At 39.3% G+C, this 13,663-nt stretch carries 14 protein-coding genes; all 14 read left to right on the top strand.

Translation table 11 applies throughout. The annotated features are described in order from the left end of the window. Positions 1–24 precede the first annotated feature (24 nt). The 14 genes from ptsP to D6853_RS00005 all read left to right on the top strand — a co-directional run bounded on the left by ptsP (position 25) and on the right by D6853_RS00005 (position 13,545). On the top strand, positions 25–1,731 hold the full coding sequence (ptsP, locus tag D6853_RS00070) for a phosphoenolpyruvate--protein phosphotransferase (RefSeq protein ID WP_120655792.1): 1,707 nt from the start codon (positions 25–27) through the stop codon (positions 1,729–1,731). A gap of 20 nt (positions 1,732–1,751) precedes the next feature. After that, positions 1,752–2,285, top strand: a complete 534-nt coding sequence (locus D6853_RS00065; protein ID WP_120655791.1) for a histidine phosphatase family protein — start codon at positions 1,752–1,754, stop codon at positions 2,283–2,285. A gap of 433 nt (positions 2,286–2,718) precedes the next feature. Then, positions 2,719–2,994 carry a hypothetical protein gene (locus D6853_RS00060; protein WP_120655790.1) on the top strand — a complete coding sequence of 92 codons (276 nt, stop codon included), beginning with the start codon at positions 2,719–2,721 and terminating at the stop codon, positions 2,992–2,994. A 54-nt stretch (positions 2,995–3,048) separates the two neighbouring features. Next, a complete protein-coding gene (locus D6853_RS00055; RefSeq protein ID WP_120655789.1) occupies positions 3,049–4,356 on the top strand; it encodes an ABC transporter substrate-binding protein in 1,308 nt (435 codons plus the stop codon). Positions 4,357–4,360: 4 nt separating this feature from the next. Then, positions 4,361–5,293, top strand: coding sequence for a hypothetical protein (locus D6853_RS00050; protein ID WP_120655788.1), 933 nt, complete (start codon positions 4,361–4,363; stop codon positions 5,291–5,293). A 23-nt stretch (positions 5,294–5,316) separates the two neighbouring features. Further along, the gene (locus D6853_RS00045) at positions 5,317–6,519 is read left to right on the top strand and encodes a dicarboxylate/amino acid:cation symporter (protein ID WP_120655787.1); all 1,203 of its coding nucleotides are present in this window, start codon (positions 5,317–5,319) and stop codon (positions 6,517–6,519) included. Between the two features lie 254 nt (positions 6,520–6,773). After that, a complete protein-coding gene (locus D6853_RS00040; protein ID WP_120655786.1) occupies positions 6,774–7,325 on the top strand; it encodes a GNAT family N-acetyltransferase in 552 nt (183 codons plus the stop codon). Next, positions 7,325–8,359, top strand: coding sequence for a S66 family peptidase (locus D6853_RS00035; protein WP_120655785.1), 1,035 nt, complete (start codon positions 7,325–7,327; stop codon positions 8,357–8,359). Before D6853_RS00040 ends, D6853_RS00035 begins: the two co-directional genes overlap by 1 nt. 229 nt (positions 8,360–8,588) lie before the next feature. Then, positions 8,589–9,578 (top strand): helix-turn-helix domain-containing protein, encoded by a 990-nt coding sequence (locus D6853_RS00030; RefSeq protein ID WP_120655784.1) that lies wholly within the window; start codon positions 8,589–8,591, stop codon positions 9,576–9,578. Between the two features lie 173 nt (positions 9,579–9,751). Beyond that, positions 9,752–10,456 (top strand): hypothetical protein, encoded by a 705-nt coding sequence (locus D6853_RS00025; RefSeq protein ID WP_120655783.1) that lies wholly within the window; start codon positions 9,752–9,754, stop codon positions 10,454–10,456. A 73-nt stretch (positions 10,457–10,529) separates the two neighbouring features. Further along, positions 10,530–11,288 carry an XAC2610-related protein gene (locus D6853_RS00020; protein ID WP_120655782.1) on the top strand — a complete coding sequence of 253 codons (759 nt, stop codon included), beginning with the start codon at positions 10,530–10,532 and terminating at the stop codon, positions 11,286–11,288. 545 nt (positions 11,289–11,833) lie between these two features. Next, positions 11,834–12,076 carry a hypothetical protein gene (locus D6853_RS15420; protein ID WP_207667195.1) on the top strand — a complete coding sequence of 81 codons (243 nt, stop codon included), beginning with the start codon at positions 11,834–11,836 and terminating at the stop codon, positions 12,074–12,076. Between the two features lie 78 nt (positions 12,077–12,154). Then, positions 12,155–12,787 carry a hypothetical protein gene (locus tag D6853_RS00010; protein WP_147367675.1) on the top strand — a complete coding sequence of 211 codons (633 nt, stop codon included), beginning with the start codon at positions 12,155–12,157 and terminating at the stop codon, positions 12,785–12,787. A gap of 32 nt (positions 12,788–12,819) precedes the next feature. Continuing rightward, positions 12,820–13,545, top strand: a complete 726-nt coding sequence (locus tag D6853_RS00005) for a leucine-rich repeat domain-containing protein (protein ID WP_120655779.1) — start codon at positions 12,820–12,822, stop codon at positions 13,543–13,545. Positions 13,546–13,663 lie beyond the last annotated feature (118 nt).

The following is a 13,663-nucleotide window of genomic DNA, read 5'->3' as shown; positions in this document are numbered from 1 at the left end:
CGCATACGCGATCGGGGCAATCAAATGTACAAGGGAATCGCCGCTTCAGGCGGCATCGGAATAGGAAACGTCTGTGTTATCAAGGAGCAAGAGCTTAAGTACGACGCAGTTATAGTTAATGACGCTGCGGCCGAGAAAAAGAGGCTTGAGGGAGCTCTTTTAACTCTTAAAAAGATCACCAAGGAAGCAGCAGAGTCTGTGAGAAGCCGCATTGGTTCAAGTGAAGCGGATATTCTTGACGGACATGTTCTTATGATGTCCGATCCTGAACTTATAAAACCCGTGATCAAGAAAATAAAGGAAGGTTTAAGCGCTGAGGCCGCAACGGAGGCTGTTCTCGACGGTTTTATCAAGATGTTCCGAGATATGGACGACGAGCTAATGAGCCAGCGAGCTGCGGATATAAAGGATATTAAGACCGGACTTTTGAAGACTCTCATAGGAGTTAATGAAGTTGACGTTGAGAATGTTCCGCAGGGTACGGTCCTTGTGGTAAAAGAGCTTACACTTTCCGTGACAAGCCGCATTAACAGGGAAAACGTTGTCGGAATAGTCACCGAGGAGGGTGGTATCACCTCGCATTCTTTGATACTTGCCAGAGCACTTGAGATTCCGACGGTTCTCTCGGTAAAAGAGATCACGTCGCTTGCAACGGATAAGGACACCGTGATCGTAGACGGAAGCCACGGAAACGTGATCCTTAATCCCGATGATGAGACCTATTACGAATATATTGCCAAAAGAGAAGACTATCTAAGGCGTGAAGAGCTTCTTTCCACCTATAAGGATAAAAAGACAGTTACCGCGGATGGTATAGAATGCAGGGTTTGCAGCAATATCGGAAGTCCCGGCGAGGCGGTCAGGGCCTTTGAATACGGCTCTGAAGGAATCGGACTGTTCAGGTCGGAATTTCTTTTTATGGAAAACAATCATCTTCCTTCCGAAGAGGAGCAATTTAACGCATACAAGGAAGCGGTGAGCGCAATGAAGGGGCGCCCTGTCGTTATCAGAACGATGGATATCGGAGGCGACAAAGAGATTCCTTATCTTAACCTGAAAAAAGAGAGCAATCCCTTCCTTGGATTTAGAGGCGTGCGCTACAGCCTTGGCAATAAAGAGAGTTTTAAAACGCAGCTTCGCGCGATTATGAGAGCCGGTGCCTTTGGAAAGGTCAAGATCATGGTGCCTTTAGTGACCTGTCTTGATGAGCTCAGGGAAGTAAGGATGTTGGTAAAAGAGATCGCGAGGGAGCTTGACGCCGAGAAAACGCAGTATGGCAGAGACGTTGAGGTGGGCTGTATGATAGAGACGCCGTCCGCTGCGCTTATTGCGGACATACTTGCGAAAGAAGCAGACTTTTTTTCTATAGGTACGAATGATCTGATACAATACACGATGAGCGTGGACAGAGGAAACGGCGATGTTTCGTATCTGTATTCCGCGCTGCAGCCTTCGGTGCTCAGAAGCATTAGGAATATCATAGAAAGCGGTAAGAAAGCGGGGATACCCGTCGCTATGTGCGGAGAAGCCGCTTCAGACAGCCTTATCCTGCCGCTTCTTATATCCTTCGGGCTTGAGGAGTTTAGCGTTAATCCTGCGGATGTGCTCAGAACCAGAGCAGCGATTGCAGGATGGAGCAAAAAAGACGCTGACGAGTTGGCGGAAAAGGTGCTTTTACTTGATACGGAAAAAGAGATCTTAGAAGTGCTTGAGAAGGCTGCTACGAAATAAAAAAGGATAAACGGAATATAATGGGACATTTTTACTTCATAAGACACGGGCAGACGGTTTGGAACGTTGAGAATAAGATCTGTGGGGCGACGGATATAGCGCTCACGGAGCTTGGACACGAGCAGGCAATCGAGACCGGAAAGAAAATACTGGAAGAAGGAATCCATGCTGATGAGATCCTTACTTCACCTCTTGTAAGGGCCAAGGACACTGCGGCTCACATATCGGAGGTCACGGGAATCCCGTACAGGATTGAGCAACGACTGATTGAGCAGAATTTCGGAAGATATGAATCGACCCCGAGAGACGGTCTTGAATTCCATGAAGCCAAGAAGCACATGGCAAGCAGGTTCGGAACAGGCGAATCCATGATGCAGCTTGCGCAGAGGATCTATAATCTTCTTGATGATATCAAGAACGACGACAAAACCTACATTCTAGTAGCTCACAACGGAATCGCAAGGATTGTCGAGTCGTATTTCCGTGAGATGGACAATGAAGAATTTTCGTTATTTGGTATAAAAAATTGCGAAATACGCAGATATGATTTTTGAAAAAGGCAGAGAATGTGGACACAGAATGATCACATTCTCTTTCTGTTTGTTACAAAAAACCGTCGTTCATAACAAAAACAACGTCGTTCATAACATCACTATTGAAATTGCTTTTTCAAATGGGTTATTATGCGGTTAACACGAAGATCGCGGCTTCGTGCAAACGCTTATAAAAGGAAAGTCTTAAAAGGAAAGAGGGACGTTCATAGATTAGAACGGATAAGGTATGTGATAGAACATGATCGCATACCTTATTTTTATTCTAATTGTTACGAAAAAACGCTGTTCATAACAAAAAACCTGTCGTTCATCCCATCGCTGTTGAAATTGCTTTTAGGAGCAGTTTATTATTTAAATAACACACGAAGTCGACGACGTGAAAAACTTATAAGGAGGAAGGGAAATATTAAAAAAGAAGAGTATTTCAAACAAGATGAAAGTTGTAATTGCTTTAGCTTCTGCAGGGGTATTGACATTAATTCCTTTTGTGGGGGTATGTGCGTGGGACACAGTTAATACATATCTATTGGCAAATTGCCCACTTAGATCAGAAGGATGGGATGGTGGAAATAAAATAACTGACATGTATAAGAACGATACGATAGTGTATTACGCTGATAGATTTGGTAGTGATTCGGAATATAACTACATAAAGCATAATCCCACGAATAAGTATGGTTATGTCGACCACAATTACGTATATTATTGATTATGCTATAGTACGGGGAGCTTAGCGCTCCCCGTACATCAAAATGGAGATAATATGTACAAGAAGATTATTATACCTATATTGGCTTGTGCTTTGATGATTGGCGGGTGTAGTCAAAAAACAACCATTACTTCGGATGGAAAAGAGCAAATAGTTCTGGCGGTGGTGGTTGATGATGAGAATATGGTAATAAACAGTGAGATTGAAAACCAGATTGAGCTTTTCAATGATAATCACGAAGGTTTTGAGATAGTTACTAAGAAGTATATTAGGTCTGATGACGCATTAACTGATGGAGTGCATCAATTGCAGCGTGACATAGTTTCCGGTGAAGGTCCTGATATTATAGATTTTGACTTTAATTATAGTAAAGCAGATATTATCGGAAAGTATACAGAAGATTTATATGAATATCTTGATGCAGATGAAGGTATAAAAAATGATTTATTTATGAATGTTGTTGATGCTTTTGCTGTAGAAGGAAAACTTTATGCTATCCCGACTTCTGTAAAGCTTCATACTTTTATCGCCGGCAAAAATAAAATATTAAATGATGATAATTTGGATATTGATAAATTACTGGATATATTTGAACAAGCTGAAAATAAGCATCCTATGAGAAGCACAGATAAAATAGGAGTATTGAGTTGTCTCTTGTATAATTCTCTGGATGATTATATAGACTGGGAAAACGGAACTGATTTTTTTAACGGTAAGCAATTTAGAAGATTACTCGAATATGCCAACACATTTAACTATGAATATGATGAAAATAATAATTTTGGCTATGATGAGTGTATTGCCTTTGAAATAACGATTGGAGATGTTATTGATACAGCATATGCAGAAGGATCGATAGGTACAGAAAATATAGCATACATAGGATTCCCGAATAGGAGTGGAAGCGGAATACTTGCAGAAGCATGTGGAAGCACACTGGCAATAAGTATGGCCAGTAATTATAAGAACGAATCTTGGGATTTTATAAAACAGTTTTTTTCTGATGAATATCAAGAGAATAAAGGAAGAGAAATGGCTCTTTCGTATAGAAAAAGCATATTAAAAAAACAGATAGAGGATGCCAAAAAAGTTGAATATAGTAATGGGGAAAAAATTCAAAAAGGTACTTATACAATTGATCGTTCTTATGAACAATACCCAATTTATTCAATTACCGATAAACAAGCTGATGACATGTGGAATTTAATGGGTAGTGTACACAGCTCGTCCTTGGTGGATGAAAATGTATATACAATAGTGCTTGAAGAAGCGGATAAATATTTTGCAGGGCAGCAGTCTATTGATGATGTGATATATGGAATTGAGAACAGAGTAGGAACATATATAAGCGAAAAGGGGTGAGGGAATGAATCATAAGGATCTCAAGAATATCCTGATCTTGGCAACAGCGGCATTTAGTGTGATCGCGATGGGGATCGCTACCTATGTGTTTATGGCACATGTGGGAAAAAGATACACTGAGAGCATTGTTACCTATCCCAAGAACGGAACGGAGAAATCTGTTTTTGCTTCCAACGGAAAAGATTCGTATTTATGTTGCTCTGAAGGAGAGAGATTTGAGGTGTACTACACCGACAAAGATTCTTTTACCAAACTCCCTTACGAGTGCCCTGAGAACAAGAGAATAATCCGCATGGCTGTAGATGATGAAGGTAACTGCAGCATGCTTATATACAGCGCCGAAAGCGAGATGGTTGATGGGGCGCTTCTTAGTACGCTTACAGGGGAAACTACCGAGATTGACGTTATTGATAAAAAAGGAGAGATCCTTAGCAGAACCGATGTGAGCGCTTATCTGACCAATGAGAATGTTCCTAATAGTTTTGAGACCCACGATTCAATTTACTACGCAATGGACTGTGCGGGCAAAGCCGTGGTCGGCTCAGTACTTGACGGAATGGACAATGTAATGTCCTATGATGTGGACGGTGTTGTGACTGCTGTGGATGATTCGAATGACGAGATTGTTTCCGTAGTGCTTGAGGATGATATCAGCTTCCTAAAGGCCATTGACGGTTCGGGAAAAGAGCTGTGGAAAGAAGAGCTTCCCAAGAGTGCATGCAAGTACGGAATCTGCGCGCAGGCTGAAGATAAGATATATTTATATAACAAAGAACTTGGCGTTTATGCCTATGATATGAACAAGAAAAAGATCATTTCTATATATAAAAGTCCCGAAGTCGCTTTGGGCGCGGGGATAAATGACGACAATATCTGTATTTTGTACGAAGACGAGGATGATTACGAGCTTCACTTTATCGAGCCTGATAAGCTATAATAATAGCATAGGAGGGTTACGGTATGAAGAAAAAATTACCACTGGCAATTCAGATCTTTATCGCACTTGTTCTCGGTATCATTGCGGGTCTGCTTTTACAGGGGCACGCTGATTTTGCGGAGAACTATATCAAGCCGTTCGGCACGATATTCCTTAATCTTGTTAAATTTATAGTTGTTCCGATAGTTCTTTTCTCTATCATGTCGGGAGTTATTTCCATGCAGGATATCAGAAAAGTCGGATCTATCGGAATAAAGACGATCATCTACTACTTATGTACGACGGCGGTTGCCATAGTAATAGGATTGGTCGGAGGAAATGTATTCAAGGGATTTTTCCCGGTGCTGCAGACCTCGGAGCTTACTTACGAGGCATCGAGCAGTGCACCAATCATGGATACTATCATCAATATTTTTCCTTCTAACTTTATTATGCCGCTTTCCGAGGCGACCATGCTTCAGGTTATTGTAATGGCAATACTTATCGGCTTTGCCATTATTCTGGTTGGTGACGAGGCTGCGCCTGCGGTGAAAGGAATCAATTCATTCAATGCGGTATTCATGAAATGCATGGAAATGATACTTAAGCTTTCGCCTATCGGTGTGTTCTGCCTTATCTGCCCGGTTGTGGCAACAAACGGAAGCGCGGTACTCGGATCGCTCGCAATGGTACTCCTTGCAGCGTATATCTGCTATATACTCCACATGGTCATTGTATATTCAATCGCAGTTAGAACTATGGGCGGAATGAGCCCCGTTAAGTTCTTCAAGGGCCAGCTCCCTGCGATGATCTTTGCATTCTCCAGCGCATCAAGTGTCGGAACACTTCCCATCAATATGAAGGGCTGTGAAAAGATGGGCGCAGACAAAGAGATCACATCATTTGTGCTTCCTTTGGGAGCAACGATAAATATGGACGGAACAGCAATCTATCAGGGCGTATGTGCTATCTTCATCGCATCCTGCTACGGAGTTCAGCTCACATTCCCGCAGATGCTCACGATAGTTCTTACAGCAACGCTTGCATCTATCGGTACAGCCGGCGTTCCCGGCGCGGGCATGGTAATGCTTGCGATGGTGCTTACATCCGTAGGCCTTCCCGTTGACGGTATCGCGCTTGTTGCAGGTATCGACAGGATCTTTGATATGGGTAGAACCGTAGTAAATATCACAGGTGACGCTTCCTGCTCGCTCGTTGTAAGTAATTTGGAAAAGAAAAAGGGTTGACATGAAATTGTCTGCCAATTATACTTGGATTTAATATTTTTCAGAAAGAAGATTCGAAATGGCATTATTACTCGTCAATAATTACAAAACAGTCACTACCAATCCCGTGAATCCACAGGGGACTGATTTTGTATATTTTGATGAGGATGTGCATATCTGAGAAATATTTTAACTGCACATGATTATTGATATATGGCCTCATCAAACTTTACCGGTTTGATGGGGTCAAATTATTTTTACAAGGAGGAGCTATTATGAAGTATGAAGCGGAAGAGATAACACTTAGGGATGGGCGCAAGCTTACAATTAGGAGCGCCGAGGAAAAAGATGCTGAGACGATGCTTGAGTATATCTACAAGATAGCGGAAGAGACGCATTATATGATCAGATATCCCGAAGAAGTGCACGACGATCTTGAAGATGAGAAGAGGATCATAAACGAAAACCTCAATGATGACGGTTCGGTGTTCCTTACTGTTTTTGACAAAGACAGAGCTGTAGGCAACGTTTGTGTTTATCGAAATAGGAACAATTATAAGCTTAAGCACCGCTGCAATTTCGCGATAGCTCTTTTTCAGGAGTTTTGCGGTGCCGGCCTTGGCGCAATTCTTATAGACAGAGCAGTTAAGCAGGCTAAAGAAATGGGCTTTGAGCAGATGGAACTTGGGGCATTTGCGGACAATGAAAGAGCGCTCGCTCTTTATAAAAAGATGGGCTTTAAAGAATACGGAAGACTTCACAAAGCTTTTAAGTTAAAGGACGGGAGATATATCGATGAAGTTTGCATGGTAAAGGAGCTTAATTAATGGTCAAAACAGTAGGAATAGTGAGTCTCTCACGCGGAACCATAGGAGAAGATTTTGTAAAGCATGAGGTAGAGCTTGGGACAAAGCGCCTTGAAGAAATGGGACTTAAAGTGAAGTTCATGCCAAATGCCCTCAAAGGAATAGAATATTTGGAAGCTCATCCCGAAAAGCGCGCGGAGGATCTCATTGCAGCTTACAAAGATCCTGAGATAGACATGATTCTTTGCGCTATAGGCGGTGATGATACATATCGCCTGTTACCGTATCTTTTTGAGAACGATGAGCTTAAGAATGCAGTAAATGACAAGATATTCCTTGGCTTTTCCGATACGACGATCAATCATTTTATGCTGCACAAAGTCGGCGTAAAGAGCTTTTACGGACAGTCGTTTCTTGCAGATATATGCGAGATGGACAAAGATATCTTGCCATATACCAAGAAGTATTTCACAGAGCTTATAACAACCGGAAAGATAAAAGAGATCACGCCAAGCGATGTCTGGTATGAGAGCAGAACTAATTTTGACCTTGATCAGATGGGAACGGCGCTTCCAAAGCATGAAGATAACGGCTTTGAACTTTTGCAGGGAGAAAGCTCTTTTGCCGGGGAGATATTAGGCGGATGCATCGATTCCATATATGATATCTTTAACGGTGAACGCTACGCGGATATGCCTGTTCTTTGCAGCAAATATGAGCTTTTTCCTTCAAAAGAGGATTGGAAGGGAAAGATTCTTTTGCTTGAATCAAGTGAGGAGCAGCCTTCACCGGAGAAATATCGCGCCGCTTTACAGTATCTAAAGGACTATGGAGTCTTCGATGTAATAAGCGGAGTCCTTGTGGGAAAGCCGATGGACAGGAAATATGAGGAAAAATACAAGCAGGCGCTTAAGGAAGTGATAGCAAACGAGAGCCTTCCGATTGTTTGCAACATCAATATCGGACACGCGCTTCCCCGATGTATAATTCCTTTTGGAGTGAAAGCTGTAGTTGATACATCCGATCGGAAAATGGTAAAATTCACTTGGCAGTGATAACTAAATAAGCAATAGTAACACGCGTTATCAAATGAAAAGAAAACCTGCAAACCCCGTAGCTATGCGGATGCAACTGCCGGTTGACAAACTTCAAAGCACAGTTTGTAGTGTGCAACCGATCATTTTTGTAAGCTAAGATCATCCAAAAACAAAAAACACATCGAGCTCGAAAACAAAAATCAGATTCGAGGTCGAAAATCAAAAAACAAAATCGGAGGAAAAGAAAATGATACTTGCGGACAAGATTATCAATGAAAGAAAGAAACTTGGATGGTCACAGGAGGAACTTGCAGATAAACTTGATGTTTCAAGACAGTCTGTATCAAAATGGGAAAGCATGCAGGCAACACCCGATCTTAACAGAGTACTTAAGATGGCTGAGATCTTCGGTGTAACCACAGATTACTTATTAAAGGATGAGATCGAAGAGATTCCTACCAATGTAATAGTACAGGATACTGTTTCTACCAAAGAGGAACTCAGAAGCGTTAGCATGGAAGAAGCAAATACATACCTTAATCTGGTTGAGGATACTGCACCTAAGACAGCACTCGGTGTTTCATTATGTATAGCATCACCGGTATTTCTTATGTTCCGTTCGGCTTTTGAATCTATTGGAATTATGAATGATGCAGCTTCAACGGTTTTCTCACTGTCGGCACTTCTTATAATGGTAGCGATTGCTGTTTTCATTTTCATTATGACCGGCAAGAAGCTTGATGTTTACAAATATCTTGAAGAGACCAATATTGAAACTGCTTACGGCGTTGACGGAATGGTAAGAGAGAAAAAGAGCAGATTTGAAGGCAAACACTCTATGTTTGTAGCAATCGGCGTTATCTTATGCATCGTTGCTGTTATTCCCGTATTTGCAACCGCGCTCTTTACAGATGCACAGAACGAGCACGCTACAACATATGCGGTTGGAGTTCTTTTGTTAATAATCGCAGCCGGCGTTAACATGATAGTAAGAGCAGGAAGCATCATGGATTCTTATAAGAAGCTTCTTCAGGAAGGTGATTACACTCCCGAAGGTAAGAAAGTTTCAAAGACTGTAGGCAAGATCGCAGCAATCTACTGGCCTATAGTTGTAGCAGGTTACCTTGGATGGAGCTTCATCACAATGAGATGGGATACAACATGGATCGTATGGCCCGTTGCAGCAGTGCTCTTCGGCGCAGTGACAGGTATCGTAAGATCATTAAAAAAAGACTGATAGTAAAAATTAAGAATAAAGATTGTAAAGATCACGGAAAAAGGCGTTTTCCGTGATCTTTTTTTATTGCTTTAAATTGTTAAGGTGTGTAATATATATTTGTAACGTTTGGCGTAAAAAAGAAAAAGAGTGAACGGGAGTGAAAAAATGGGGATTAATAATGGAGAAAAGTAATGAGATGGAATAGCATATTATTGATGTTATTTACTACAATACTATTATGTGCATGTTCTTATAGCAAGCAAATGGATAGTCATGAAAACACTGTGACGATAGGTGACAAGAATGGGTATTTAATATTAGAAGCAAAGCCAATTGACGATGTTGCTGCAAGTGAAGATAAATTCAAAGCATTTTTCGAATTGTTGGATTCGGATTCAGATGATGCAACGATAATTGCAGATGGATATGGCAGCTCTAATTTCAGAGACAAAATAAAAATAACTAGGATATCAGATAAAAATGGTTATGTTGAATATGCTTTCTCTAATGATAAAGTAAAAAAATTTAGCATAACAAATAAAAACGAGATGTTAGGACAAAATGCAGAGTATATCCAGTTTAAGGACATGAATTCTGATGGAAATGATGAAATATTGGTATCATATTATACACGAAATACCACTATATATGAGGTGAGTGAATTCTATGTATATAGTGTTGAAGGTGATGAATTCATTCAAATAATGTCTTACAATTATCATGCAGATTCCGAGGACAACATCGCAAAGCTATTAAATGATAGTGATTATAAGAGAATGCCTATAGCGGATGTTAGCCTCTCAGAAAATGGATTATTACTTGCGATTGATGATGGAAAGAAAGTAGATGGTGTGTATTATCCCAAGGGATATAGTATACTCATCAATTCGAAATAAAGTTGTGAAAAAATATATTTCTTAAGCTTTTAAATGCAAAATATTTAATGAGTGTATAAATAAGAGATAGATGATGAAGATAGATATTAAAAAAGTATTAATTTTAGCATGCATATGCATAAACTTAATTGGATGTGCTATTGATAAAAAGATTACAGATAATCGTAATACGGAAGTAGAAGAATATAATAATGAAACATTAAGTGTAGAATATGAAGAACAATCTGAAATATCGACTGATGAAGAGGAAAAAGTTGAAATAGAATGTGAAGATGCCGATGTAAATGCAGAAATATCAAATACAGTACTTCTTGATGAAGGGAAAAAAATAGAACACGCTGAATGGGTTGACGAAGAACAAAGTTTATACCATGTATCTGTTGGTCGTACAAAAGAGGAACCTGACGAATACATGCATTTGGAGGACTATTTTTTTGCCAAAGAGAACGGAAAGGTAATTTCATTAAAAGTAGATTATCCTTCAAAAAAAGCTTCTAGGGACAGTGATAGATATGTATTTGAAGCGTGCGATTTTGATGTCGAATATGTAGATGTAAGTTTTGACGGACATAAAGACATCGTTATCTCACTTGGCAGTCAGAGCTCAAGCGGAATGAGCGTGTATTGTGCATACGTTTATGAAGACGGTGAGTATGTATATAAGAAAACATTCGAGGAAATCTCGAATTACAGAATAGATGAAAATAAGAAGGTAATTACCGGAACTTACAGACATAGTTATATTGAACATGTCGTGGTAACGTACGAATATAAAGATAATGAATACGTTTTGATATCAAAAGAGATTGTTTCGAATTATACGGAGGAATAGTGTTATTAAACGGATGTATGTAAAAATCAAATATCGAAAATGTAGATTATTCTAATGCGCATATATCTTCAGACGCGGCATGGTCGGGAGATACAACCATATTCGGCTCATACGACAAATAAGCTACTAAAACGGACGGTATAAAAATTGATGAATCGGCGTTTCCCGATAAAATTTTTCGAGGATATATAAGAGAATTTGTTGACACGGATAAGGATGGCTTTTTATCGAAAGAAGAGATAGATTCGGTTAAACAGATATTTGTTCGTGCAAGCGTAGATGAAAGGTATCATGATATAACATCTATTAAAGGTATTGAGCTTTTTACTGAGATTGAAGAATTATCAATCACGCGTACCAGCGTAACTGAGTTTGATCTTTCCAATAATAAACTGACTTATTTGCAATGCATAGATACTGATAATACGAGCATTGATACCGGTTTATTCCCGAAACTTCGCGACCTTCAGATAGGTGGGACTAAGATAGATTCAATAGATTTATCTAATAACCCGGAATTGGAGGCACTGGATGTTTCCGATACAGTGATAGGAAACCTGGATCTATCAAATAATCCAAAATTAATGGCAGTATGCTGTAGTAACTGCGATAATTTGTGCAGCCTGGATTTGAAAAATAATCCTCATATTCAGGAAATAAGTATTGATTATAGCGGGATTAGTAAGCTTGATGTTTCCGGTTTTTCAGAAATAAACACCGTAGTATGTGACATGGATGATGAAATATTAGGTTGTGACGAGAGGCTTATTTTAAGAAGGGATAAATGATGCATTGTGAATAATAACCGGATAAATAGATGCGTGGCGAGGGAATGATAAATAGTTCCTAAAGTTTATATGATGAGTATGGAAAAAAGACTAAAACAAAAAACTAGAATAATTACATTTGCAATAGTTCTGGGCGCTTTATTTATAAGTGGTTGTAATAATACAAATGATAGTAAAAATGAACCATTTGATTATGGAGAATTAGGAGTATCAGAGTATAAATATCCCGAAGAGTTTGCTATAGGTGATAATCTTAGAGCTATGCTTGAAAACTGCGCAATTTATTACACGGACTATGATAACAGCAATGAAATCGATGCAGAGTGGGAACAGGGCTTCATACATAATTTTTGTCAAAATTCATGGTTTGGATATGATTATCTAAATAGTATTGGTGATAATGGCGGATTAACGATCAGCAAAGAACAGGTTGAGTATATTTATAATTCGTTTTCGGGTAATTCAGCTGAGTTTATGTCTTTAACTGAGGGAGAGGATATTAAAATAGATGAAGCTTCGAGTGGCTTCTCTTATGCGGAATTATTGGATTACAAAACTGAAGATAATGGAGATGAGATCAATCTGAGCGTTACGTTCAAGATTTCCAATGCTGTAGATGGCGACATAGAAAAAGAGGGAAAGGTGACGCTGATAAAAAATCCCTATAGCTGTTTTGATGGTTATAGCGTAAAAAATTTTCATATAAGCTAAATATATAGATGTTGAAATTTTGAGGCTAAAAAATGAAAAAAGCAAGCATTTTAGTTCTATTGGGAATAGTGCTGTTAAACGGATGTATGCAAAAGACAACAGACGGTATAAAGGTTGATGAATCGGTGTTTCCTGATGAAATATTTCGAGGATATATAAGCGAATTTGTTGACACGGATAAGGATGGTTTTTTATCGAAAGAAGAGATAGATTCGGTTAAACAGATATTTGTTCGTGCAAGTACAGATGAAAGGTATCATGATATAACATCCATTAAAGGTATTGAGCTTTTTACTGAGCTTGAAGAATTATCAATCACGCGTACCAGAGTAACTGAGTTTGATCTTTCCAATAATAATAAACTGACTTATTTGCAATGCATAGATACTGATATTTCGAGCATTGATACCGGTTTATTCCCGAAACTTCGCGACCTTCAGATAGGTGGGACTAAGATAGATTCAATAGATTTATCTAATAACCCGGAATTGGAGGCACTGGATGTTTCTGATACAGTGATAGGAAACCTGGATCTATCAAATAATCCAAAATTAATGGCAGTACACTGTAGTAACTGCGATAATTTGTGCAGCCTGGATTTGAAAAATAATCCTCATATTCAGGAAATAAGTATTGATTATAGCGGGATTAGTAAGCTTGATGTTTCCGGTTTTTCAGAAATAAACACCGTAGTATGTGACATGGATGATGAAATATTAGGTTGTGACGAGAGGCTTATTTTAAGAAGGGATAAATGATGCATTGTGAATAATAACCGGATAAATAGATGCGTGGCGAGGGAATGATAAATAGTTCCTAAAGTTTATATGATGAGTATGGAAAAAAGACTAAAACAAAAAACTAGAATAATTACAT

The sequence above is a fragment of the Butyrivibrio sp. X503 genome, assembly GCF_003625475.1.
In the GTDB taxonomy this organism is placed as follows: domain Bacteria; phylum Bacillota; class Clostridia; order Lachnospirales; family Lachnospiraceae; genus Butyrivibrio.
This window is presented reverse-complemented; position numbering and strand designations above follow the sequence as displayed.

Excerpts from the sequence above, each read along its gene's own strand:
- ptsP (WP_120655792.1), top strand. The coding sequence starts at position 25 with ATGTACAAGGGAATCGCCGCTTCAGGCGGCATCGGAATAGGAAACGTC.
- D6853_RS00020 (WP_120655782.1), top strand. The coding sequence starts at position 10,530 with ATGAAGATAGATATTAAAAAAGTATTAATTTTAGCATGCATATGCATA.
- D6853_RS00060 (WP_120655790.1), top strand. The coding sequence starts at position 2,719 with ATGAAAGTTGTAATTGCTTTAGCTTCTGCAGGGGTATTGACATTAATT.
- D6853_RS00045 (WP_120655787.1), top strand. The coding sequence starts at position 5,317 with ATGAAGAAAAAATTACCACTGGCAATTCAGATCTTTATCGCACTTGTT.
- D6853_RS00025 (WP_120655783.1), top strand. The coding sequence starts at position 9,752 with ATGAGATGGAATAGCATATTATTGATGTTATTTACTACAATACTATTA.
- D6853_RS00010 (WP_147367675.1), top strand. The coding sequence starts at position 12,155 with ATGGAAAAAAGACTAAAACAAAAAACTAGAATAATTACATTTGCAATA.
- D6853_RS00055 (WP_120655789.1), top strand. The coding sequence starts at position 3,049 with ATGTACAAGAAGATTATTATACCTATATTGGCTTGTGCTTTGATGATT.
- D6853_RS00050 (WP_120655788.1), top strand. The coding sequence starts at position 4,361 with ATGAATCATAAGGATCTCAAGAATATCCTGATCTTGGCAACAGCGGCA.
- D6853_RS00035 (WP_120655785.1), top strand. The coding sequence starts at position 7,325 with ATGGTCAAAACAGTAGGAATAGTGAGTCTCTCACGCGGAACCATAGGA.
- D6853_RS00040 (WP_120655786.1), top strand. The coding sequence starts at position 6,774 with ATGAAGTATGAAGCGGAAGAGATAACACTTAGGGATGGGCGCAAGCTT.
- D6853_RS00065 (WP_120655791.1), top strand. The coding sequence starts at position 1,752 with ATGGGACATTTTTACTTCATAAGACACGGGCAGACGGTTTGGAACGTT.
- D6853_RS00030 (WP_120655784.1), top strand. The coding sequence starts at position 8,589 with ATGATACTTGCGGACAAGATTATCAATGAAAGAAAGAAACTTGGATGG.
- D6853_RS00005 (WP_120655779.1), top strand. The coding sequence starts at position 12,820 with ATGAAAAAAGCAAGCATTTTAGTTCTATTGGGAATAGTGCTGTTAAAC.